General features: G+C 66.3%; 20 protein-coding genes and 1 tRNA gene. 15 read left to right on the forward strand and 6 right to left on the reverse strand.

Translation table 11 applies throughout. The features are described 5' to 3' along the window. Position 1: 1 nt before the first annotated feature. The 4 genes from KBC94_RS01605 to KBC94_RS01620 are packed head-to-tail and all read right to left on the reverse strand — an operon-like array spanning position 2 to position 4,082. Positions 2 to 778: a glycosyltransferase family 2 protein gene (locus KBC94_RS01605; protein WP_294365609.1), complete on the reverse strand. Its 777-nt coding sequence runs from the start codon at positions 776 to 778 to the stop codon at positions 2 to 4. After that, positions 745 to 1,548 (reverse strand): lysophospholipid acyltransferase family protein, encoded by an 804-nt coding sequence (locus KBC94_RS01610; protein WP_294365612.1) that lies wholly within the window; start codon positions 1,546 to 1,548, stop codon positions 745 to 747. Before KBC94_RS01610 ends, KBC94_RS01605 begins: the two co-directional genes overlap by 34 nt. Positions 1,549 to 1,587: 39 nt before the next feature. Then, on the reverse strand, positions 1,588 to 2,727 hold the full coding sequence (locus KBC94_RS01615) for a hypothetical protein (protein WP_294365614.1): 1,140 nt from the start codon (positions 2,725 to 2,727) through the stop codon (positions 1,588 to 1,590). Continuing rightward, positions 2,724 to 4,082, reverse strand: a complete 1,359-nt coding sequence (locus tag KBC94_RS01620; protein WP_294365616.1) for a tryptophan 7-halogenase — start codon at positions 4,080 to 4,082, stop codon at positions 2,724 to 2,726. The genes KBC94_RS01615 and KBC94_RS01620 overlap by 4 nt, the downstream gene beginning before the upstream one ends. Positions 4,083 to 4,200: 118 nt before the next feature. Here KBC94_RS01620 and KBC94_RS01625 point away from each other — a divergent pair, with 118 nt between their 5' ends. The 8 genes from KBC94_RS01625 to rng are packed head-to-tail and all read left to right on the forward strand — an operon-like array spanning position 4,201 to position 11,050. Beyond that, positions 4,201 to 4,932: a YebC/PmpR family DNA-binding transcriptional regulator gene (locus KBC94_RS01625; protein ID WP_294365617.1), complete on the forward strand. Its 732-nt coding sequence runs from the start codon at positions 4,201 to 4,203 to the stop codon at positions 4,930 to 4,932. Continuing rightward, positions 4,932 to 6,227, forward strand: a complete 1,296-nt coding sequence (purD, locus tag KBC94_RS01630; protein ID WP_294365618.1) for a phosphoribosylamine--glycine ligase — start codon at positions 4,932 to 4,934, stop codon at positions 6,225 to 6,227. Before KBC94_RS01625 ends, purD begins: the two co-directional genes overlap by 1 nt. Next, complete coding sequence (gene hemF / locus KBC94_RS01635; RefSeq protein ID WP_294365620.1) at positions 6,227 to 7,141, forward strand: oxygen-dependent coproporphyrinogen oxidase; 915 nt, start codon at positions 6,227 to 6,229, stop codon at positions 7,139 to 7,141. Before purD ends, hemF begins: the two co-directional genes overlap by 1 nt. Beyond that, the gene (gene nadD / locus KBC94_RS01640; protein ID WP_294365621.1) at positions 7,132 to 7,758 is read left to right on the forward strand and encodes a nicotinate (nicotinamide) nucleotide adenylyltransferase; all 627 of its coding nucleotides are present in this window, start codon (positions 7,132 to 7,134) and stop codon (positions 7,756 to 7,758) included. The genes hemF and nadD overlap by 10 nt, the downstream gene beginning before the upstream one ends. Further along, complete coding sequence (gene rsfS, locus KBC94_RS01645; RefSeq protein WP_294365623.1) at positions 7,748 to 8,416, forward strand: ribosome silencing factor; 669 nt, start codon at positions 7,748 to 7,750, stop codon at positions 8,414 to 8,416. The genes nadD and rsfS overlap by 11 nt, the downstream gene beginning before the upstream one ends. Then, positions 8,413 to 8,880 (forward strand): 23S rRNA (pseudouridine(1915)-N(3))-methyltransferase RlmH, encoded by a 468-nt coding sequence (gene rlmH, locus KBC94_RS01650; RefSeq protein WP_294365625.1) that lies wholly within the window; start codon positions 8,413 to 8,415, stop codon positions 8,878 to 8,880. Before rsfS ends, rlmH begins: the two co-directional genes overlap by 4 nt. Then, positions 8,873 to 9,490 (forward strand): nucleoside triphosphate pyrophosphatase, encoded by a 618-nt coding sequence (locus KBC94_RS01655; RefSeq protein WP_294365626.1) that lies wholly within the window; start codon positions 8,873 to 8,875, stop codon positions 9,488 to 9,490. The genes rlmH and KBC94_RS01655 overlap by 8 nt, the downstream gene beginning before the upstream one ends. 12 nt (positions 9,491 to 9,502) lie before the next feature. Next, positions 9,503 to 11,050: a ribonuclease G gene (gene rng, locus KBC94_RS01660; protein ID WP_294365627.1), complete on the forward strand. Its 1,548-nt coding sequence runs from the start codon at positions 9,503 to 9,505 to the stop codon at positions 11,048 to 11,050. 34 nt (positions 11,051 to 11,084) lie between these two features. On the opposite strand, the gene KBC94_RS01665 is transcribed toward rng, so the two are convergent. Both KBC94_RS01665 and msbA read right to left on the reverse strand, forming a co-directional pair. Further along, positions 11,085 to 12,326, reverse strand: coding sequence for an EAL domain-containing protein (locus KBC94_RS01665; RefSeq protein WP_294365628.1), 1,242 nt, complete (start codon positions 12,324 to 12,326; stop codon positions 11,085 to 11,087). Positions 12,327 to 12,620: 294 nt separating this feature from the next. After that, positions 12,621 to 14,387 carry a lipid A export permease/ATP-binding protein MsbA gene (gene msbA / locus KBC94_RS01670; protein WP_294365630.1) on the reverse strand — a complete coding sequence of 589 codons (1,767 nt, stop codon included), beginning with the start codon at positions 14,385 to 14,387 and terminating at the stop codon, positions 12,621 to 12,623. 174 nt (positions 14,388 to 14,561) lie between these two features. Between msbA and tolB the strand changes: the two genes are divergently transcribed. From tolB to KBC94_RS01705, 7 genes are all read left to right on the forward strand, one after another. Beyond that, a complete protein-coding gene (tolB, locus tag KBC94_RS01675; RefSeq protein WP_294365632.1) occupies positions 14,562 to 15,875 on the forward strand; it encodes a Tol-Pal system beta propeller repeat protein TolB in 1,314 nt (437 codons plus the stop codon). Positions 15,876 to 15,903: 28 nt separating this feature from the next. Next, positions 15,904 to 16,422 (forward strand): peptidoglycan-associated lipoprotein Pal, encoded by a 519-nt coding sequence (gene pal, locus KBC94_RS01680; RefSeq protein WP_294365969.1) that lies wholly within the window; start codon positions 15,904 to 15,906, stop codon positions 16,420 to 16,422. Then, positions 16,422 to 17,186, forward strand: a complete 765-nt coding sequence (gene ybgF, locus KBC94_RS01685; protein WP_017759306.1) for a tol-pal system protein YbgF — start codon at positions 16,422 to 16,424, stop codon at positions 17,184 to 17,186. The genes pal and ybgF overlap by 1 nt, the downstream gene beginning before the upstream one ends. A gap of 80 nt (positions 17,187 to 17,266) precedes the next feature. Next, positions 17,267 to 18,025, forward strand: a complete 759-nt coding sequence (locus KBC94_RS01690) for a tRNA threonylcarbamoyladenosine dehydratase (protein ID WP_294365971.1) — start codon at positions 17,267 to 17,269, stop codon at positions 18,023 to 18,025. A 38-nt stretch (positions 18,026 to 18,063) separates the two neighbouring features. Beyond that, a tRNA-Lys gene (locus KBC94_RS01695) sits at positions 18,064 to 18,139 on the forward strand. 165 nt (positions 18,140 to 18,304) lie between these two features. Then, positions 18,305 to 19,147 carry a hypothetical protein gene (locus KBC94_RS01700; RefSeq protein WP_294365639.1) on the forward strand — a complete coding sequence of 281 codons (843 nt, stop codon included), beginning with the start codon at positions 18,305 to 18,307 and terminating at the stop codon, positions 19,145 to 19,147. Between the two features lie 1,674 nt (positions 19,148 to 20,821). Next, positions 20,822 to 21,268, forward strand: coding sequence for a hypothetical protein (locus tag KBC94_RS01705; protein WP_294365640.1), 447 nt, complete (start codon positions 20,822 to 20,824; stop codon positions 21,266 to 21,268). Positions 21,269 to 21,541 lie beyond the last annotated feature (273 nt).

The following is a 21,541-nucleotide window of genomic DNA, read 5'->3' on the forward strand; positions in this document are numbered from 1 at the left end:
TTCAGCGCTGGAAGGGTGGCGCTCCCCGCAGACGTCGCCAGGCCAGGGAAGGCAGGCGCAGGAAGAACTCGATCATCAGCCGCGTGTGCATCCATGTCAGCAGCACGTTGTCGCGGCCATACCGGAAGTGGGAGACGCCGCCCTCGTCGGCGCTCAGGTACTTGACCGGCGCGTCGATGTTGACGGGCTTCACGCCGCGCCAGGCCAGCCGGACCACCGCCTCGGTGTCGAAGTCAAAGCGCCGCATCCAGCGTTGCCGGTCCATGATCGCGAGCAGGTCGTCGATGGGGTAGACCCGGAAGCCATACAGCGAGTCGCCGATCCCGGCGAACAGGGTCTCCAGCTGTGTCCATCCGTTGGAGACACGGCGCCCGCGCACACGCAGCAGCGGGGCACTGGCGTCGAACACCGGCCGGCCGAGCACCATCGTCTCCGGCCGCTGGATCGACGCTGCCATGAACGCGGGGATGAGCGCCGAAGGATGCTGCCCGTCGGAATCCATCGTGAGCGCGTGCGTGAACCCTTCGGCGGCGGCGGTTCGCAGACCCTGCATCACGGCGGCGCCCTTGCCCCGGTTCTGGGGCAGCACCCACACGCGCAGGCCGGCGTCCGCCCGCGCCATCTGCTGGAGTTGCTCGGCCGTGCCGTCGGTGCTGCCGTCCACCACCACCCACACGGGGTTCCACTGGGCCCGGGCTTCGCGCACCGTCTCGAAAACTTTCGGTCCGGTGTTGTAGCTGGGGATCAGGACAAGGTGGGTGCGCGAGGACTCTGGCATTCGGCAGCGACCGCCTCGGGCGCGTGCCCGGGCGTCAGATGTTGTTGGAAGTATTGTTCGAGGCGTGCCGTGAGGGCGTTGCTGTCCGCCATCGGTGCAAAGCGTTCGCCCAGCCGCAGGTGGAACACGATGGGCAGCGGGGGAACCCGCCAGATCGGCCAGCCCTTGCCGAGGTAGGGCGAGTCGGTGTCGATGAACACGGTCTGGATCGGCGCCTGCGCGAGCCGTGCGATCAGGGTGACGCCAGGGCGGAAGGCGTTGAGCCGCCCGCCGGTCGTGCGGGTGCCCTCAGGAAAGACGACGAGTTGCCCGCCATCGCGCAGGTCGTCGACAGCCAGCCGCACCATGGTGCGGGCCGAGTCATTGCGGATGTAGCGTGCCAGCCGGGCGCCGGCGCCCAGGAACACGTTCCTCATCAGCGACGCCTTCATGATGCAGGCGCTGTGCGGCAGGTGCGCTACCAGCAGCAGGGCATCGAGCATCGTCGGATGGTTGGCGATGATCACGAGCCCTTGCTCATCGCGCAGGGCGGACAGGCAACGGGCATCGATGCGCATCATTCCGCAGGCGCAGGCCACGGTCCAGAACAGGCGGTAGCCATGCGCGATGGCTGCGCGACCGACGTCACGGCCTCTTCCGGCCGGCAGCAAGGGATAAAGCACCATGGCGGCCATGTTCCATGCCAGAGACATGAGACCCAGCCCCAACAGCAGCAGGTAGAGCGGCGGCGCAAGAAGAACCGCCTTGGCGAACCGCAGGATCGGCCTCATGGCTGCGCGCAATCCAGGCGAGGTTGGGGGCGGTGGCGGTCAGCGCGTGGGGTCATCCAGATCCGGGAGCGACGTGGTGCGGCGCGTTTCGGCGGCCTCGGGAGGCGGCGCGACAGCGGCTGCAGGACGGTCGGCAATGCTCATGTGGGTTTCGATTTCTAGCAGCAGATCGCGACGGCAGATGTCAGCGTGCAGGAACAGTGCGCGACGGAGGAAAGGACTCTGCGCGCCCAATGCCGCGGCCAACTGGTCGCGCAGCACCGGCGCGTCCTCGGGACGGCGGACGTAAACCACGGCGTCGCTCCCGCCAAGGGTGAATCCGCCGCCACCGTGGTGGTTCGCCTCGGCCAGCACGGCGTCGAGGTTGCGCAGTGTCTCTTCGAGTTGGGCCTGCAGGTCGTCCACATGGACGGTCGCATGGCCGACGATGCTGGCCGTGCCCGAGACGAACAGATGCTTCGTTCCGTCAGGCTGGCACACCACGGCCGCCCGCGAGAAGGTCGGCGCGCGTGGGCCGTAGTCGGCCGGGTAGCGCCAGGCGGGCGTCTGGCGCGGGTTCTCGATGGGCTGTGGCGGCACCCTGGCGGCGAGGAAGCGCAGGATCAGGCCACCCCTGTGCAGGCCGAGCGCGCAGGCTGCGGGGGCGCCTTCGAACGCGGCCTGGCCGGCATCGAGGAATGCCTGCTGCCGCCCGGCATTGAACTGGCGGTACCGTTCCAGCCCGCCGCCATCCTCGTTGATGCGCGGCAGGTAGTTCCAGAGCCTGTGCAAATGGGCAAAGCCCGTCCGGGCGAGGCAGGCGAAGAGGTCGCCATAGGCCCGCCGGGCAAGCGCCTCCAGGCCGGAGCCGTCTTCCGGCAGGTCGATGGCGCCGAACAGGTGCCGGCCGTCGTGGCGCCAGCGCACATTGCCGGTCTGGCCGGCCTCGACCGGCCCGCTGGCAAGCCACACATCGGCGCGCACCTGCTGCTGCACAAGCATCGGGGCCGGCACTGCAGTCAGGCCGTCAGGCAGCGCCGCGCCGTCCTCCATCCAGCCATAGACCAGTCCACCCAGGATGCGTCCGGATTCGACCCGGGCGGCATCGCTCAGGGGCCAGCGCTGAAAGGTCGAAGCGGGCACGACGGCGGCAGCGTCCGCGGCGCGGGCGCCGGTGGTGATGGGCGAGGCTGCACTCATTGCCGCTCGAGCACGTTCTCGCCGGCCAGCGGTCCCAGGTCTCGGATGTTGCGCCGGCGCCGCTGCCAGGCATGCCAGGTTCGCCGTGGATTGGCCGCGGACACCGCGTAGTAGATGGTCTTGAGGATGCGCAGCGAGCGCCAGATCGGCGTGCCGTTGTGGATGTCCCCCGCGAGCAGCGACATCAGCGCCTCCTTCACGCGGAAGGGGTTCTGCGGGTACATGAAGAACTCGCGCATCGTCGGGTTGGTGACGCGGAAGATGAACCAGGAGAACTCCTTCGGGCCCTTGCGCATGTACCGCTCGAAGGCGCGCCGCGCGGCGGGGGCGCGGCTGGGCTGGTCCAGCGTGGTGGCCACGAGTTCGGCTCCCTCGAAGGCACTGTGCATGGCCAGGTACACACCCGACGAGAACACCGGATCGATGAAGGCGAAGGCATCGCCCAGCATCAGGTAGCGCTGGCCGGTGCAATGTGTGCCGCTGTAGGAATAGTTGCCGGTGGCATATACCGCGTCGTCGACCAGTTCCGCGCCCTTGAGCCGCTCGGCAAGCTCGGGGCTCATGGCGATGGTGTCGGCGAAGAACTCCTTGAGTGGCTTGTCGCGCGACTTCAGGTAATAGGGCCAGCACACGGCGCCCACGCTCACCGTGCCGTCCGCCAGCGGGATGTACCAGAACCAGCCGTGCTTGAACCAGAAGATGGTGATGTAGCCCTCGTACATGCCTTCTGCCCGCCACGCGTTGCGGAAGTGGCCGAACAGAGCCGAACTGTTGTGGCGCGGGTTCTTGAGCTTGGACTTCAGGCGGTTGGCCATGAAGGTGTCGCGGCCGGAGGCGTCGACCACGAAGCGCGCGCGCCACTGGCGCGAACTGCCGTCGTCGAGCGTGGCATGGATGGTCGCGCCCTGATCGTCGAAGGCGACCTCGCGCACCCGGCAGCCTTCGAGTGCGGTCGCGCCTTCCTTCGCCGCATGGCGGAACAGGATCTCATCCAGGTCGGACCGGCGAACCTGCCAAGCGTGGGTGAGCTTCTTGTCCCATCCCTCGCCAAAGCCGAGGCGGACACTGCGTCCGTGCTCCTGCGAGACGAACTCGGCGCCCCACTTGGCCATGCCGACGCGCTCGACCTGTTCGCGAACGCCCAGCCGGTCGAACAGTTCGACGTTGGCAGGCAGCAGCGATTCGCCGATGTGGAAACGCGGGTGATGCGCCTTCTCGGCCATCACCACCCGCCGGCCCTGGCGCGCGAGCAGGGCGGCGGCCGTGGCGCCCGCCGGGCCGCCGCCGATCACGAAGACATCGCAGCTGTCCATGTCCTCGTTCGACAGGCCGGCGCTGGAGGAATCGATGGTCATGGAGCGGTGCGTGTGTCGTGAAAAAGGCGGAGTATGCCGTCCCGCCGAGGGGTCGCCTCGTTGCGGACGGTAAAATTGCCTACCCGTAACGACAGACAAGAAACGCGAGCATCAGGTCATGGCCGGACACAGCAAGTGGGCAAACATTCAACACAGAAAAGGCCGGCAGGACGAGAAGCGCGGCAAGATCTGGACGCGCGTCATCCGCGAAATCATGGTGGCCGCGCGCACGGGTGGCGGTGACCTCACGGCCAACCCCCGCCTGCGCCTGGCGGTCGACAAGGCCAAGGCCGCCAACATGCCGGCCGACACCATCAAGCGCAACATCGACAAGGCCACCGGCAACCTCGAAGGCGTGCAGTACGAGGAAATCCGCTACGAGGGCTACGGCATCGGCGGCGCGGCCATCATCGTGGACACCATGACCGACAACCGTGTGCGCACGGTCGCCGAAGTGCGGCATGTGTTCTCCAAGTACGGCGGCAACATGGGCACCGAGGGCTCGGTGGCCTTCCAGTTCAAGCATTGCGGCCAGATCCTGTTCGCGCCGGGCACGGACGAGGACAAGGTCATGGAAGTGGCACTGGAAGCCGGCGCCGAGGACGTGGTGACGGACGACGACGGGGCCATCGAGGTGATCACCGCGCCCGGCGATTTCGAAGCCGTCAAGAACGCGCTGGAGGCTGCCGGCCTGAAGGCCGAACTGGCCGAGGTCACGATGCGTGCGGAGAACACCATCGAACTCGGTGGGGAGGACGGCGCCCGCATGCAGAAGCTGCTGGACATGATCGAGGACCTGGACGACGTTCAGGAGGTCTACCACAACGCGTCCATCGCGGAGGCCTCCTGATGAAGGTCCTGGTCATCGGCGGGGGTGGCCGCGAGCACGCGCTGGCGTGGCGCCTGGCGCAGTCCGAGCGCGTCACGCGGGTCTACGTGGCGCCCGGCAACGGCGGCACGGCGCTGGACAAGCGATTCGTGCAAGTCCCCCACACCGATCCCGCAGCGCTTCGCGAATGGGCGCAGCAGGAAAAGATCGCGCTGACCGTGGTCGGCCCGGAAGGCCCGCTGGCGGCGGGCGTGGTCGACGAATTCCGCGACCACGGCCTGCGCATCTTCGGTCCCACCAAGGCGGCCGCGCAGCTCGAAAGCTCCAAGGCCTTCTCCAAGGCCTTCATGAAGCGGCACAAGATTCCCACCGCGGAATACGAGACCTTCACCGATGCCTCGGCCGCCCATGCCTATGTGGACGCCAAGGGCGCGCCCATCGTCATCAAGGCCGATGGTCTGGCGGCGGGCAAGGGCGTGGTCGTGGCGACGTCGCTGGCCGAGGCGCACGAGGCCATCGACTTCATGCTGCTCGACAACAAGCTGGGCATCAGCCACAACGAGGGCGGTGCCCGCGTGGTGATCGAGGAGTTCCTGGCGGGTGAGGAAGCGAGCTTCATCGTGCTGTGCGATGGCAAGAACGTCGCGGCCCTCGCCACCAGCCAGGACCACAAGCGTCTGCTCGATGGCGACCAGGGCCCGAACACCGGCGGCATGGGCGCCTATTCGCCGGCGCCCGTGGTGACGGCCGAGGTGCATGCCCGCGTGATGCGCGAGATCATCCTGCCGACGATCCGCGGCATGGAGCGCGACGGCATTCCCTACACCGGCTTCCTCTACGCCGGACTGATGATCGACGCGGCCGGCCATCCCAAGACGCTCGAATTCAACTGCCGCATGGGTGACCCCGAGACGCAGCCGATCATGATGCGCCTGAAGTCCGACCTGTTCGATCTGCTCTGGCACGCCACGGATGGCACCCTGGACCAGGTGGAACTCGAATGGGACCGGCGTACCGCGCTCGGCGTGGTCCTGGCTGCGCACGGCTATCCGCTGGATCCGCGCAAGGGCGACGCCATCAGCGGCGTGCCGGCAGAGGCTGCCGATGCGGTGGTCTTCCATGCCGGCACCACGCTGCAGGACGGCAAGCTGCTCACCAGCGGCGGCCGCGTGATGTGTGTGACGGTGCTGGCCGACAACGTCAAGCTGGCCCAGCAGCGCGCCTACGAGGTGGCCGCGCAGGTGCGCTTCGACGGCGTGCAGTACCGCAAGGACATCGGCCATCGCGCGATGCCTGCGCGCGGGCAGGGCGCCTGATGCAGGCTCAGCCGCAGGCGGTCGGCGACTGGCTACGCGGCTTGCAGGCGCGCATCGTCGAAGCGGTCGAGGGCGCCGATGGCGGGCGCGCCGTGCGCGATGCCTGGCACAAGGCGCCTGGCGAGCCGCTGCAGGGCGAGGGACTGACCTGCATCCTGGAAGGCGGCGATCTGTTCGAGCGCGCAGGCTGCGGCTTCTCGCAGGTGAGGGGGCCTCGGCTGCCGCCGTCCGCGACGCAGCACCGCCCCGAACTGGCCGGCGCGCCCTTCGAGGCCATGGGGGTCTCGCTGGTCTTCCATCCGCGCAATCCGTACGTGCCGACCGTGCACATGAACGTGCGCATGATCGCGGCGCTGCCGGCCAATGCCGAACCGGTGTGCTGGTTCGGCGGCGGCATGGACCTCACGCCCTACTACGGCTTCGAGGACGACGCGGTGCATTTCCACCGCAGTTGCCACGATGCGCTTGCCCCGTTCGGTGAGGACAAATACCCCCGCTTCAAGGCCTGGTGCGACGAGTATTTCTGTCTGAAGCACCGGGGCGAACAGCGCGGCATCGGCGGCATCTTCTTCGACGACTTCTCAGAGTTGGGCTTCGAGCGCAGCTTCTGCATGCTGCAGTCGGTCGGCGATGCCTTCCTGTCGGCCTACATGCCCATCGTGGAGCGTCGCCGCAGCCTGCCCTGGGGCGAACGAGAGCGCGACTTCCAGTTGTACCGCCGGGGGCGCTACGTCGAGTTCAACCTGGTGTGGGACCGCGGCACGCACTTCGGCCTGCAGTCGGGCGGTCGCACCGAATCCATCCTGCTGTCGATGCCGCCGCAGGCCAGCTGGGCCTATCGCCGCGAAGAAGCACCCGGCTCGGCCGAGGCGCGGCTCTACACCGACTTCCTGCCCCGCCGCGAATGGCTCTGAAACCTCGCGTGGGCGTGTTCGGCGGTGCCTTCGATCCACCGCACAACACACATGTGGCGTTGGCGCGCGCGGCCCTCTCGCAGTTGCGTCTGCGCGAGCTGCGCGTGCTGCCCACCGGCCATGCCTGGCACAAGGCGCGTACGCTCAGCGACGCTGCCGATCGGGTGGCCATGGCACGGCTCGCTTTCGAGCCGCTGGGTGCCGTGATGGTCGATGCGCGGGAGACACTTCGCAGTGGTCCGACCTACACGCTCGATACCCTGCGAGAATTGCGGCTCGAACAGCCCGAAGTCGAGTGGGTGCTGATGCTCGGCACCGACCAGGCGGCGGCACTGCCCACCTGGCATGGCTGGCAGCAGATCCTGCAGATCGCCACGGTGGCGGTGGCCGAACGCATCGACGATGCGGGCCAGCCCATCGTCTTCGATCCGCGCAGCCTCCCTGGGCTGCCGGCCGAAGCCCGTTTCGAATCCCTTCGCATTGCGCCGGAGGACACCAGTGCCACCCTGATCCGCCAGCGCGCCGCGCAGGGGCTGGACGTGGCGGCGCTGGTTCCTCCTGCCGTTGCACGCTATATTGAACAACACCACCTCTACAGCCCGCCTGATGAGCACTGACGCCTCCGCCAAGAAAGACATCCAGAAACTCCAGCGGGCCATCGTCGATGGCCTGGAGGACGTCAAGGCCCAGGACATCCAGGTCTTCAACACGGAGCACCTGTCCCCGCTGTTCGAGCGGGTGATCGTTGCCTCCGGCTCCTCCAACCGCCAGACCAAGGCACTCGCCGCCAGCGTGCGCGAGGCCGTCAAGGAGGCCGGCTTCAACAAGCCGCGCATCGAAGGCGAGGACAACGGCGAATGGATCATCGTGGACTGCGGCCCCGCCGTGGCCCACATCATGCAGCCCAACATCCGCACCTACTACCACCTCGAAGAGATCTGGGGCGACAAGCCGGTGCGCGTGAAGTTCGGTGCGCCCAAGCCTTCGGCCCGCGTCTCTTCCGACGAACCCGCGGCACCGGCCAAGAAGGCGCCGCGCAAGCGTGCCGGCGCCCCTGCCGAATCGGCCGCGCTCCCGGCCCGCAAACCTGCAGCCAAGAAGGCAGCCGCCAAGCCCGCTGCGCCCAAGGCGCCCGCACGCAAGGCCGCCGGCCGCGCGGCGGCCAAGCCCGCCCGCAAGCCCGCTGCGAAAAAGGCTGCGCCCAAGAAGGTCGTGGTCGGCACGCCGGCCCGCAAGGTGGCTGCCAAGAAGGCGCCGGCCCGCAAGAAGGCATGAAGTTGCTGGTGGTCGCCGTCGGGCAGCGCATGCCCGACTGGGCGCAGACCGCCTGGGACGACTACGCCAAACGTTTCCCGCCGGAGCTCAAGCTCGAGCTCAAGGCCGTCAAGACCGAACCCCGCGGCTCCAAGTCGCTCGAGACGCTGTATGCGGCCGAGCGCGAGCGCATCGAGGCGGCCATTCCCCGCGGTACCCGCGTCGTCGCCCTCGACGAGCGCGGCACCGCGCTGACCACCAAGGCGCTGGCCGCCCGCCTGTCCTACTGGCAGGGGGAGGGCGACGACGTGGCGCTGGTCATCGGCGGCCCCGACGGGCTGGAGCCGGCATTCAAGGCGGCCGCGCACGAGCGCATCCGCCTCTCCGACCTGACGCTGCCGCATGCCATGGCGCGCGTGCTGCTGGTCGAACAGCTCTACAGGGCGTGGTCGGTCAACGCCGGCCATCCTTACCACCGTGAATAAACCTCGCCCGGACTTCGTCTATCTGGCCTCGCAGAGCCCGCGCCGGGCCCAGTTGCTCGACCTGCTCCAAGTCCGTCACCAGCCGTTGCTGGCCGACGCCGACGAGGATGCCGAGGCGCTGGAGGTGACGCTGCCGCGCGAGGCTGCCGCCACCTATGTGCAGCGTGTGACCGGGCTCAAGCTCGACGCGGCCGTCGCCCGCCTGCGCCGGCGCGGATTGCCCGCAGCGCCGGTGCTGTGCGCGGACACCACCGTGGCGCTGGGCGGCCGCATCCTCGGCAAGCCGGCCGACGCGGCCGATGCGCACGCCATGCTGGCTGCGCTGTCAGGGCGCACGCACCGCGTGATGACGGCCGTGGCCGTGCAGGCGGGACGCCGCCGGTTGCAGGCGCTCAGCGTCTCGCGGGTGCGCTTTGCCGAACTCACCCGCAGGCAGATCGAGGCCTACGTGGCCACGGGCGAGCCCATGGGCAAAGCCGGCGCCTATGCCATCCAGGGACTGGGCAGCGCCCTGGTCGCGCACATCGCGGGCAGCCATTCGGGCATCATGGGCCTGCCGGTGTTCGAGACGGCGCAACTGCTGCGCCAGGCGGGCTGGCATATCCCCTGAACGGCCAAGTCCATGCAAGAAATCCTCATCAACTGGGCTCCCCAGGAGACGCGTGTCGCGGTGGTCGAGCACGGCGCCGTGCAGGAACTGCACGTGGAGCGCACGCTGGAACGCGGCCTCGTCGGCAACGTCTACCTGGGCAAGGTGTCGCGCGTGCTGCCGGGCATGCAGTCGGCCTTCATCGACATCGGGCTGGAGCGCACGGCCTTCCTGCACGTCGCCGACCTGGTGGCGCCATTCACGCCTGGCTCGCGGGCCGCGCCGATGCCCGAGGCACGCGCGGCGGCCGGCGGGGAGGGGGGTCGCTCCCAGCAGCCCGTGGTGCCCATCGAGCGCCAGGTGTTCGAAGGCCAGTCGCTGCTGGTTCAGGTCATCAAGGACCCGATCGGCACCAAGGGAGCGCGGCTGTCCACGCAGATCAGCATTGCGGGGCGCATGCTCGTCTTCCTGCCGCAGGACAACCACATCGGCGTCTCGCAGAAGATCCCGCCCGAGCAGCGGGATACGCTGCGCCGCCGTGTGCAGACGCTGGCGGAGGCCGCCATCCAGGCGACTGCAGGGCAGGGCGCCCCGTCGCGCGATCACGGGGGCTACATCCTGCGCACGAACGGCGAGGACGCCAGCGACGCCGAACTGGCCGACGACATCGCCTACCTGCGCAAGACCTGGACCCGCATCCACGAGCGCGCCGGCAAGATGCCGCCGGTGTCGCTGCTGCACCAGGACCTGAGCCTGCTGCAGCGCGTGCTGCGCGACCTGGTGGACGACCACACGACCACCATCCGCATCGATTCGCGCGAGCAGTTCGACAAGCTGCTGCGCTTCGGCCGCGAATTCATGCCCAAGGCGGCCGAGAAGCTGGCCCTGTACACGGGCGAGCGCCCGATCTTCGACCTGTTCAACATCGACGAGGACATCGTGCGCGCGCTCGGCCGGCGGGTGGACCTCAAGTCCGGCGGCTACCTGGTGATCGACCAGACCGAGGCGCTGACGACCATCGATGTCAACACCGGCGCCTTCGTCGGGGCGCGCAACTTCGACGACACGGTCTTCAAGACCAACCTGGAAGCGGCCCTGGCCATCGCAAGACAGCTGCGCTTGCGCAACATGGGCGGCATCGTGATCGTCGACTTCATCGACATGAGCCGCACCGACCACCGGGAACAGGTGCTGGCCGAACTGCGCAAGCAACTGGGCCGTGACCGGGTCAAGACGACGGCCAGCGGCTTCTCGCAGCTCGGCCTGGTGGAGATGACGCGCAAGCGCACGCGCGAATCGCTGGCGCACATGCTGTGCGAGCCGTGCGTGGCCTGCGGCGGCCAGGGCATCGTCAAGACCGCGCGCACGGTGGCGTACGAGGTGCTGCGCGAAATCCTGCGCGAGGCCCGTCAGTTCACGCCGCGCGAGTTCCGCATCGTGTCCTCGCCGGCGGTGATCGAGCTCTTCCTCGACGAGGAGAGCCAGCACCTGGCGGGGCTGTCGGACTTCATCGGCAAGCCGATCTCGCTGCAGGCCGAGTCGGCCATGGGGCAGGGGCAGTACGACATCGTGCTGCTGTGACGCCGGCGGGTGCCCCGGCGTCGAGCGCACGACCCTAGTGGGTCGCGTTGAAGGCCAGGGCCTCCTTCAGGCCCAGCGGCCTGGCCAGGAAGTAGCCCTGCGCGCAGTCCACGTCGAGCCGCTGCAGCATCTCGAGTTCGTCGCCGGACTCCACGCCTTCGGCGATCACCAGGCTGTCGATCTCGTGCGCGAAGCTGGTCAGGCCCTTGGCCAGTGCACGGCGCTTGCCGTCCTCGTGGATGTTGCGGGTCAGGCTCATGTCGAGCTTGATGATGTCCGGCGCCAGATTGAGGATGTGCCGCATGCTGGCATAGCCGGCGCCGGCGTCGTCCACCGCCAGCCCCGCGCCCAGCGCCCGCAGCGGCGCCAAGGAGGCGGCGAGCGCCGCGTAGTCCTGCACGATGGCGTGCTCGGTGATCTCCAGCGTTACGCGGGAAGGAGCGCGGACCGCCGAGAGGACCGGCTCCAGCCGGCCCGAAAGGATCAGGCTGGGCGAGCAGTTGACGCTGAGCGAGCAGGTCGCGGGAAAGGCGTCGAGGCTCTGCAAGGCCTTCTCGATGGCGCACAGCTCCAGCGGCAGGCCCACGCCGGCCTCGTCGGCGATGCGGAACCATTCGTCCGGTGGCCGCTGCGGCGCGACGTCGAAGCGCGAGAGGCATTCAAAGCTTCGCACCGCACGTTGCGTGATGCTGTAGACCGGCTGGAAGACGATGCGCGGGGCCCCCTTCGCCATGGCAGCGTGAACCTCGCGGGCGGCGCTCTCCCGGGCCCGCTGGCCGGCGGAGCGCTCGTCCATGCGCAGGCCGACCACTTCGGCAAAAGCGTGCATGAGCCGCATCTCGCGTTCCCCGAGCGCGGGATTCGGCAGATAGCTGAAGCAGCACAGCGTGCCGTAGAGGCTGCCGTCCCTGAGCCGCACCGGAACGCTCAGGTGCGAGCCAATGGGCACCGCCGTGGTCTGCGGGATCTGGCGCGCAGCCTCCAGCTTGGAGGTGTCGGGAATGCATTCCGGCAGTTCGCCGCGCACGACCTTGAGGCAGTAGCCTTCGTTCATGGACAGGCGCTGCAAGGGGCGCAGCGGCCCGCCCGGCGCGCAGTCCACGTACTCGAAGACGCGCTCACTCGTCTCGAAGTGCGAGATGAACGCCACGTCCATGCCCAGGTGTCGACGCACCGCCGTCAGAACGCCCTGGATCCCCTCTGCACCTTCGTCCTGTTCGCTTGCCCCGCCGAGGGCCGTCGAGTCACCGGCAGGTGCTGCTGCTGGGAGCTGCATTGCCAATCCTTCGTCTCTCTTCGTTCGCCCGTGCTGAGCGGCTGTTGCTGATATCTCAGATTAACATTCTGTTAAGTTTCGGGCACTTCGTAGATCACCTGAGCGTTCGCGCTCAACCGTTTGGCGGAGCTGTAGGACAACTCCGCAGTACATGCGGCAGTGGCGCAACGGCCGGAAGCGGCCTGCAGCCGGCTCAGTTCTTCAGCCTGCGCGTGAATCCGGCGCGCGTCAGCGGCTTGAGCAAAAGGCGATCAGGCCAGGCACGGACCCAGGAAGGGGTGGCCCCTGGATCCCTCATGCATCGGCCGGCGCTACCCGTGGTGCCTGCAAACGGGCGTAGAGACCGTCCCGGGACATCAACTCCGCATGGCTGCCTTGCTCGACGATGCAGCCCCGATCCATCACCACGATGCGATCGGCGTGTTGAATGGTCGACAGCCGGTGCGCGACGATCAGGGTCGTGCGCCCCTGCATCAGGCGTTGCAGGGCATCCTGCACCAGTCGCTCCGACTCCGTGTCCAGCGCGGACGTGGCTTCGTCCAGCAGCAGCACCGGTGCGTCGCGATAGAGCGCGCGCGCGATGGCCAGGCGCTGGCGCTGGCCACCGGAGAGCTCGGTCGCGTTGTGGCCCAGCACGGTGTCGATGCCCTGGGGCAGGCGCTCCACATGGGGCGCGAGGTTGGCGGCCTCCACGCACCGCAGCACGCGCGCCCGGTCGATCTGCGCGGCGCCCAGTGCGACGTTGGCCGCGAGCGTGTCGTTGAGCATGACCACGTCCTGGCTCACCAGGGCGAACTGCCGGCGAAGGCTCTCCAGCGTCCAGTCGGCCACGTCGTGGCCGTCCAGCATCACCTGCCCGGCAGTGGGCCGCACGAAGCGGGGCAGCAGGTTGACCAGCGTCGTCTTGCCGGAGCCGGAAGGGCCCACCAGCGCCACGATCTCGCCGGGGGCGATGCGCAGATCGATGTCCTCCAGCGCCATGCCCGCGTCCTCGCGGTAGCGCACCTGCACGCCGCGCAGTTCCACGCGGCCCTCGGCGCGGGCCATTTCGAAGCGGCCTTCGGCCTCGATCTGCGTGCCGTCCATCAGGCCCAATCCCCGTTCGAGCGCCGCGAGCCCGCGGGTGATGGGATTGGCCATGTCGGCCAGGCGCCGTATGGGCGCGATCAGCATCAGCATGGCCGTGATGTACGCCACGAAGCTGCCGACCGTCAGGCCGCGGTCGCCGCTTTGCCAGAGGGCGATCATCACCACGACCGACAGGGCCACCGCCGCGAAGAGTTGCGTCAGCGGCGTCATCGCAGCCGAGGCGATGGTGGACTTGACCGCCAGCCGGTTCAGGCTGTGGCTGAGCCGGTCGAAGCGCGCCGACTGGCCGGCCTGCGCACCGTGCAGCCGAACCATGCGGTGGGCGAGCACGTTCTCTTCCACCACATAGGCCAGTTCGTCGGTGGCCTGCTGGCCCATCAGCGTCAGGCTGTACAGGCGGCGCGACAGCGCCTTCATGATCCAGGAGACCCCGGGCACCAGCACGGCGACGACCAGGGTGAGCTTCCAGTTCAGGTAGAGCAGGTAGAACAGCAGCGCCACCACGGTGAAGCCGTCGCGCGAGATGCTGAGCAACGCCTGCACGAGCAGCATGGCACCGGTCTGCACCTCGTAGACGATGGTGTTGGACAGCGTGCTCGCCGACTGGCGCGAGAACAGCCCCAGGTCCGCCGCCAGCATGCGCTCGAACAGCACGCTGCGCATGCGCTGCATGCCTTCGTTGGCGATACGCGCCAGCGCGTATTGCGACACGAACTGCGCCACGCCGCGCACCGCGAAGAGCAGGATGATGGCCGTGGGCACCATCCACAGCGCGAGCTGGCCACGCGCGAAGCCCCGGTCCAGCAGGGGCTTGAGCAGGGCGGGCATCAGGGGTTCGGTGACGGCGGCCACGACGGACATCACCAGGGCCAGCACCCACCAGCGACGCGAACCGCCGAACCACGTCATGAGCCGGGCGAGCCGGCGAGTCAAGGGCGCTCGCGCAGGCGCGTCGGCAGGGGAGGTCGACATGGCGGCGGATTCTACGGGTGCCGCCTGGCGCGCCTCTGGCGGCTGTAGGACAGCGGCGAAATCGGAACGCAAGCCCGGGTTTGCGCGTAGAGGCAAGGTGTAACATCGCCGGCTCCGCGCCTGGAAGAGCGACCCGGATCTGAAACTTTCCAGGCGTAAATTTCTCCGAGCTGCATGAATACTTCGTCGCCGTCGCAGTCTTCCTCCGTGTTCCCGACCCTGGCCCGCCGTACGCTGATCACCGCGTTTGCCGCGGCCCCGGTCCTTCCCGCCCTGGCCCAGTTCCGCGTCGAAGTCTCCGGTGTGGGACTCACCCAGTTGCCCATCGCACTGGTGCCCTTCCGCGGCGAAGAGGCCTCTCCCCAGAAGATTTCCGCCATCGTCCAGGCCGATCTCGAGCGTAGCGGGCAATTCCGCGGCGTCGATGCATCCGGCCAATCCCTCGACGAGAACAGCCGTCCCGACCTGGCCCTGTGGCGCCAGCGCACGGCCGACTCGCTCGTGGCGGGCAGCGTCACCCGGCTGGCCGATGGCCGCTGGGATGTGCGCTTCCGTCTGTGGGACGTGGTGCGCGGCCAGGACCTGGGTGGCCAGAGCTACACCGTGCCCGAGGCCGACCTCCGCCTTGCCTCCCACCGGATCGCCGACTACGTCTACGAGAAGCTGACGGGCGACAAGGGCGTGTTCTCGACCCGCATCGCCTATGTCACGCGGGCCTCGGGCCGCTACACGCTGTGGGTGGCCGACGCAGACGGTGAGAACGCGCAGGCAGCACTCGCCAGCCCCGAGCCGATCATCTCCCCCGTGTGGTCGCCCAGCGGCGGCGAGCTGGCCTACGTGTCCTTCGAGTCGCGCAAGCCCGTGGTCTACGTGCACACCGTCGCCACCGGCCAGCGCCGCCTGGTCGCCAACTTCCGCGGCTCCAACAGCGCGCCGGCCTGGTCGCCCGACGGCCGCAGCCTGGCCGTGACGCTCAGCCGCGATGGCGGCTCGCAGCTCTACACCATTCCGGCCGCCGGGGGCGAACCCCGCCGGCTCACGCAGAGCAGCAGCATCGACACCGAGCCGACCTACACCGCCGACGGCAGTTCCATCTACTTCGTGAGCGACCGCGGCGGCGCACCGCAGATCTACAAGATGCCCGCCAGCGGCGGCGCACCGGTGCGGGTGACCTTCTCGGGGTCCTACAACATTTCTCCGGCCATCAGCCCCGACGGGCGGTGGTTGGCCTACATCTCGCGCGTCGGCGGAGCCTTCAAGCTCCACGTGATGGAACTCGCCACTGGCAGTGCCACGGCCATCACCGACACCGCGGCAGACGAAAGCCCCAGCTTCGCTCCCAACGGCAAGCTGATCGTCTATTCCACCCAGATTCAGGGAAGAGAAGCGCTGATGACCACGACCCTTGACGGAAAGATCAAGGCGCGACTGGCGGGGAAGGCGGGGGACATCCGGGAACCGGATTGGGGTCCCTTCCAGAAGCAATGATTTTTTGTCCGCACTGAGGAGTGTTCGTATGTTGAAGAAATCGATTTTTGCCCTTGCCTTCGTCGCCCTGGTGGCGGGTTGCTCGTCGGGTACCAAGCTGAATGAAACGCCGGTCAGCACCGCTGGCGGAACCGGCGGTGGCGCAGGTTCCGGCGCGGCCAGCGGCGTGGCGCCTGTCACCATCGACCCGAACGCGCAGACGCGCCAGGGTCCGGTGGGCGTGGCCCGGGTCATCTACTTCGACTTCGACAGCTACACGATCAAGCCTGAGTTCCAGCAACTCATCGATGGTCATGCGCGCTTCCTGAAGGCCAATCCCTCGCGCCGCATCTCCATCGAAGGTCACACCGATGACCTGGGTGGAAGCGAGTACAACCTGGCCCTGGGTCAGAAGCGTTCCGAGGCTGTGCGCCGTGCGCTCACGCTGCTGGGCGTGAACGACAGCCAGATCGAGGCCGTCAGCTTCGGCAAGGAAAAGCCTGCGGTCCAAGGCACGAGCGAAGACGCCCGCGCCCAGAACCGTCGCGCTGAAATCGTGTACCGCTGATGCAGCGACTGCAGCACCTCGTGCGTCCGGCGGCCCTTGCGGCCGCTTTTCTGTGCGTGTCTGCGGCGTCCCACGCGGCGCTGTTCGAGGATGACGAGGCGCGCCGCGCCATCCTCGACCTGCGCCAGCGTGTCGAAACCGTGCGCCAGCAGTCCGAGAACACCACGCAGCGCCTGGCCGACGAGAACGGCCAGCTGCGTCGCAGCCTCGTCGACCTGCAGCAGCAGATCGACAACCTGCGCGGCGACCTGGCGCGCATGACGGGCCAGAACGAGCAGCTCACTCGCACGCTGACCGAGTTGCAACAGCGCCAGACCACCATCGACGACCGCCTGAAGCAGAACGAGCCGCAGCAGGTGTCGGTCGACGGCAAGGAGTTCATGGCCGATCCGCGCGAGAAGGCCGACTTCGAAGCCGCGCTGGGCGTCTTCCGCTCCGGCCAGTTCCCGCAGGCCCAGTCGGCCTTCGCGGACTTCGTCAAGCGCTACCCGCGCAGCGGCTACAACCCGTCCGCGCTGTTCTGGCTGGGCAACGCACAGTACGCCACGCGCAACTACACCGAGGCCGTCGCCAACTTCCGCTCCATGCTCTCGCTGGCGCCGGACCATGCCAAGGCCCCCGAGGCCGTGCTGTCCATCGCCAACTGCCAGATCGAACTGAAGGACACGCGCGCTGCCCGCCGCACGCTGGAAGACCTGGTCAAGGCCTATCCGCAGTCCGAGGCGGCCACGGCGGCACGCGAACGCCTGTCGCGCCTGCGTTGAACGCGGTCGTGACCCCGCCGCCGTACCTGCAGGACGACGCCCTGCCGTCCGAGGCGGACGTCGCCCGGCGCTTTGGCGGCATGGAGCGGCTGTACGGCGTCCAGGGCGCCGCGGCGGTGCGCCAGGCCCATGTGGTGGTGGTCGGCATCGGTGGCGTCGGCTCCTGGGCGGCCGAGGCGCTCGCCCGAAGTGGCGTCGGTGCGCTGACGCTCATCGACATGGACCATGTGGCCGAGTCCAACATCAACCGCCAGATCCATGCGCTCGACGACACCGTCGGCCAGGCCAAGGTGCTGGCCATGCAGGAGCGCATCCGTCACATCCATCCGCATTGCCGCGTCGCGCCCGTGGATGAGTTCGTGACGGTGGACAACTGGTTGCCGCTGATCGAGCAGGCCGGGCAGGCGCTCGGCCCCGTCACTGCCGTACTGGACGCCTGCGACCAGATGTCGGCCAAGACGGCCATGGCGGCCTGGGCGCTGGCTCAGGGGCGGCAGGTGTCGTTCATCACCGTGGGCGCGGCCGGCGGCAAGCGGCACGCGCAGCGCGTCGAGGTCGAGGACTTGGCCCTGGCCACGCACGATCCGCTGATGGCGCAGTTGCGGCAGCGGCTGCGCAAGCATCACGGTGCGCGGCGCGACGGCAAGCCGATCGGCCTAACCTGTGTCTTCAGCCGCGAGCCGGTGGCGCCGCCCGATGCGTCCTGCGCTATAGAGGGCGACGGCTCGCTCAACTGCCACGGCTATGGTTCGATGGTCAGCGTCACCGCCACCTTCGGTCTGTGTGCAGCAGGATGGCTGATCGACAAGATTTCACAGAAATCCACGCTATACTCATAGGCTTTGCTGCACATCGCACAGCACTGCGAACGTGAAGCGGGACGTTAGCTCAGTTGGTAGAGCAGCGGACTTTTAATCCGTTGGTCGCAGGTTCGAATCCTGCACGTCCTACCAGTCATTTTTCGCTTTTGAGTCAACGACCTAGAGCAAACAAAAGGCCCGCCATGTGCGGGCCTTTTTGTTGCCTACTTCTCTGATGTAGGCGCATGAGGCACTAGAGGCGGTGCCTTGCCGGGCGCGATCCTCGGCAACAATGTGCCCAAGACTAGGAGCGAGACTATGGGCGGACCCCACTTGATCGCCACCCGCGCGGCGGGTCGGCTGGGCACATGCAACATATGCGGCGCTTACGAAGAGATGACGGAGGATCACGTGCCTCCTAAGTCCTGCTATCGGCCTTCTCAAATGGAGCTAAGGACAATTCACGCGCGGGTTTCGGTGGAAAAATTCGCGGGTAGCCCTGGCCCGAGAAAATCGCAGAACGGAATAAAGTTCAAGACCCTATGCCGGCGCTGCAATAACGAACTGCTCGGCTTAAATTACGATCCTGAGCTAGTGAAATTCGTAAACGCCATTTCGGCATTTCTTAGAACCGAAATAACGTTACCGGAGGAAGTCGGGATTGAAATACGGCCTCAGTATTTCATGCGCGCAGTGCTTGGTCACCTTGCGGCTGTGGGGGTGGACAGGTATTTGAAAGGCGACGATACCGAGCCTTTTAAAGAGTACATGCTAGATATTAGCAAGCCCCTACCAGAGGGGTTTAAGTTCTTTTACTGGCTCTATACTGAAAAAAATCATGTCTTGATCCGTGATGCCGGCATGATCGCCGGTACCGAGCCGGTAATTTTTTGGCTGCTCAAGTTTTTTCCAATTGCCTTTTTTATCACTCGCTCCGGATCAGTTCCACGGTGGCGCGCTCCCGTACTTTCTCTTGATCCTTGGCGCAATCTTGGGGCAGAAGATATCTGCACAGTCCCGGTTCGGCTTACGCCCATCCCCCACCCGTTGTGGCCCGAGACTCCCACCCACGGCTCCGATGCCATCATGTATTCTCGGGATGCATACGAAGTCGCCGCGGTGGCATCTAGGCCGAAGCTGCTGAATTTTCGGCGTCGCTAGGCTTGCTCCGCAAGCGGAGGAGCGGCCGGCCCTCCTCGTCGTGGGCCAATTCGTCGATATTCAGCAGCTGGATATTGGCTGCGGCAGAAATCCAAAGCCAGGAAGTTGATCGCCTCCACAATCTCGCGAGCTTCGGGGCGGTGTTTGAGGCAGTAGGTTTGAAAGTTCATGGGCCCCACTATGCGCGGCGGGCAGGCGCTTGGAAAGCCAATCCTGAGTGTGGTTCGTGTGAAATGGCCTGGCGCAAATGCTGAATTAGGCCGGTGCTTGTCTTGCGCAATTGATAAATCAGCCATGCGCACCGAATGGCAGTGCGGCGGAATCGACCGAATTCCAGTTTTCGCATTTGCTCAAACCGCGGCCTAAAAGATGCTCTACTTGACAGCGGCGTCAAATAGACGCTAGGGATGCTCTTCACGAATGCGCGCGCCGTGGGCATCTGCGGAGTCGGGCGATCTGCGTCGTTGCAAATGCTCGCAATAGCCGGGCTATTGCTGCGCTTTGCGCCTCGCAGCTCATCCCGATCCGCAGCGCCCACTTGCCGCTCGATTCGTGAAGAGCATCCCTAGCCGACGCGCCGAGCCGAGCCGAGCTGAGCTGAGCCGAGAAAGCAACTTGGAGAGGTTATCCGCATCGTTCGCCGTGGCCGCGTTGATGGCGCCCGTGGTGCCACCGGGCAGCGAGATATTGACCATGTGCGTGGTGCTGCCGCCGCTGGCTGATGGTGCGGCGGGCGTGGTACTGGTGGCCGGGTTGAACAGTAGCCCTCGGCCGCCCGCTGCAGCGCCTAGCTGATGGTGCCGCTGTACTTCCGTTGGCCGGGGCTGCCGTAGAAGGTCACCTTGCCGGTGGGGTCCGCGAACTCGAGCGCGAGTTTCTTCGCGGCCGTGTCGTCGTTGACACCGGCGCTTTCAAGAAGTTGTAGATGCCTGTGAGCGTGGTGAGCTTGCCGCCGGCGCTGATCGTTGCGCCGGTTTTGGCTGTGGACAACCCTGACTTATCCCGGCCGAGCCGCTCATCTTCCAGCGCCTGGCGACGCGCCTCCAATTGGTTGCGCTGCTCCTGCAGGGAGATTTAACGCTCCAGCCCATCGAGGCGGTCACGATCGGAGTTTGCGAGCGCGCAAAACTTGCCGGCAAGGATCTCGGCCTTCTGGGCTTGCAGATCCTTGAGGTCGGCGCCCTTTCGCGACGCCTCAATGGATGCCTTCTTTTCTGCAGTGAGCGTGCCATCCTCCTGCGCCGCGCGCTCGGCTGCGTCAGAGGCTTCCCGGATGGCTGGGCCTCGCGCCGGGTACTCCTCGCCTCCCGAGCCTGCGCATGCGTCACGGCTGTCTGCGCTTGGGCGACCACCTTTGCGTCGCCCTGGGGCTGCGCGCCCTCCTGCGCCGACGGTGCGCGCTTTGGTCGAGGCGGACCGCAGTCTGCACGGTCCGGCCGGCGAGTTGCTTGCGACATTCCGAAAAATCATCGGTCGGCGAAGGCAAGCTGCTTCAATTAAAAGCTCCCAGGTTATTGCGCTACTGAATAGCTGCCATCATTTAAATGGATGATGACGGGCGCTTGGAATGCATAAAAAATTGCCGCTGCTAAAAACAAATAATTTTTGTGTATAAGACAATAGTCGGCTTGTCGTTGTGCAATAGGTCCAAGCGAATTTCCTAAAGGTATTAAAATGCACGAATTTCTTTCGAATCTCTTAAAGACTTCAGCTCCTGGCACGGTCATTCTTACTACACTTAATTTCATCGTCGTCGTTTCTCTGCTTTGGCATCTTACCGCGAAGGTCGCCGGAGCGGCGGGAAACCAAGCTGCCACTAATATTAATAGATTAATTGCTATTATCGGGGGGCTGTGCGGATTAATAATAGGTTTCGCCCTATCTCCATTTTCGGGCGCGGAGCTTAAGCAGTTTCGATTTATTGCTGGATTAGTATCTGCATTTTTATCAGGTTATGTTCTAAGTAAATTAGATAGATTTCTGGAAAATGCACTTTTCCCGGTCGATGCCCCGAACCATAACTCCTGGGCGAGATTGGGGTTGTTTGTCGCGGCCTTTCTTCTGGTGTCTTCTACCGTCTTCTTGAGCAGACTTTATGCGTTTCGTGGCTTTAATGCTTAGCTATTGAAGCTAAGTTTCTTGTACTGCAGCTACTTTAGTGCTCTGTCATTAGCATTTCAGAAGAGCATCCGTAACGGTAATGGCCTGCCTGGGGGCAAGAACACTCTGACCCGTTGCGCGATCTTCCAGAGTGCGGGGAGAAATCGCACCCCTAGCGGCCGGCACGTTACGTTACGTTACGTTACGGAACACGCATTGGGCCAGTGTTGGTCCGGCTAAAAATTGGGCCGTCTTTTACCCCGTGGTTGCAGGTTCTATCCTGCACGTGTACAG

It is taken from the genome of Pseudacidovorax sp., assembly GCF_017991995.1.
Classification (GTDB): domain Bacteria; phylum Pseudomonadota; class Gammaproteobacteria; order Burkholderiales; family Burkholderiaceae_C; genus Xenophilus.

Bases quoted from the DNA above. Each gene is read 5' to 3' on its own strand.
- KBC94_RS01605 (WP_294365609.1), bottom strand. From the start codon at position 778: ATGCCAGAGTCCTCGCGCACCCACCTTGTCCTGATCCCCAGCTACAAC.
- KBC94_RS01610 (WP_294365612.1), bottom strand. From the start codon at position 1,548: ATGAGGCCGATCCTGCGGTTCGCCAAGGCGGTTCTTCTTGCGCCGCCG.
- KBC94_RS01615 (WP_294365614.1), bottom strand. From the start codon at position 2,727: ATGAGTGCAGCCTCGCCCATCACCACCGGCGCCCGCGCCGCGGACGCT.
- KBC94_RS01620 (WP_294365616.1), bottom strand. From the start codon at position 4,082: ATGACCATCGATTCCTCCAGCGCCGGCCTGTCGAACGAGGACATGGAC.
- KBC94_RS01625 (WP_294365617.1), top strand. From the start codon at position 4,201: ATGGCCGGACACAGCAAGTGGGCAAACATTCAACACAGAAAAGGCCGG.
- purD (WP_294365618.1), top strand. From the start codon at position 4,932: ATGAAGGTCCTGGTCATCGGCGGGGGTGGCCGCGAGCACGCGCTGGCG.
- hemF (WP_294365620.1), top strand. From the start codon at position 6,227: ATGCAGGCTCAGCCGCAGGCGGTCGGCGACTGGCTACGCGGCTTGCAG.
- nadD (WP_294365621.1), top strand. From the start codon at position 7,132: ATGGCTCTGAAACCTCGCGTGGGCGTGTTCGGCGGTGCCTTCGATCCA.
- rsfS (WP_294365623.1), top strand. From the start codon at position 7,748: ATGAGCACTGACGCCTCCGCCAAGAAAGACATCCAGAAACTCCAGCGG.
- rlmH (WP_294365625.1), top strand. From the start codon at position 8,413: ATGAAGTTGCTGGTGGTCGCCGTCGGGCAGCGCATGCCCGACTGGGCG.
- rng (WP_294365627.1), top strand. From the start codon at position 9,503: ATGCAAGAAATCCTCATCAACTGGGCTCCCCAGGAGACGCGTGTCGCG.
- KBC94_RS01665 (WP_294365628.1), bottom strand. From the start codon at position 12,326: ATGCAGCTCCCAGCAGCAGCACCTGCCGGTGACTCGACGGCCCTCGGC.
- msbA (WP_294365630.1), bottom strand. From the start codon at position 14,387: ATGTCGACCTCCCCTGCCGACGCGCCTGCGCGAGCGCCCTTGACTCGC.
- tolB (WP_294365632.1), top strand. From the start codon at position 14,562: ATGAATACTTCGTCGCCGTCGCAGTCTTCCTCCGTGTTCCCGACCCTG.
- pal (WP_294365969.1), top strand. From the start codon at position 15,904: ATGTTGAAGAAATCGATTTTTGCCCTTGCCTTCGTCGCCCTGGTGGCG.
- ybgF (WP_017759306.1), top strand. From the start codon at position 16,422: ATGCAGCGACTGCAGCACCTCGTGCGTCCGGCGGCCCTTGCGGCCGCT.
- KBC94_RS01690 (WP_294365971.1), top strand. From the start codon at position 17,267: ATGGAGCGGCTGTACGGCGTCCAGGGCGCCGCGGCGGTGCGCCAGGCC.
- KBC94_RS01700 (WP_294365639.1), top strand. From the start codon at position 18,305: ATGGGCGGACCCCACTTGATCGCCACCCGCGCGGCGGGTCGGCTGGGC.
- KBC94_RS01705 (WP_294365640.1), top strand. From the start codon at position 20,822: ATGCACGAATTTCTTTCGAATCTCTTAAAGACTTCAGCTCCTGGCACG.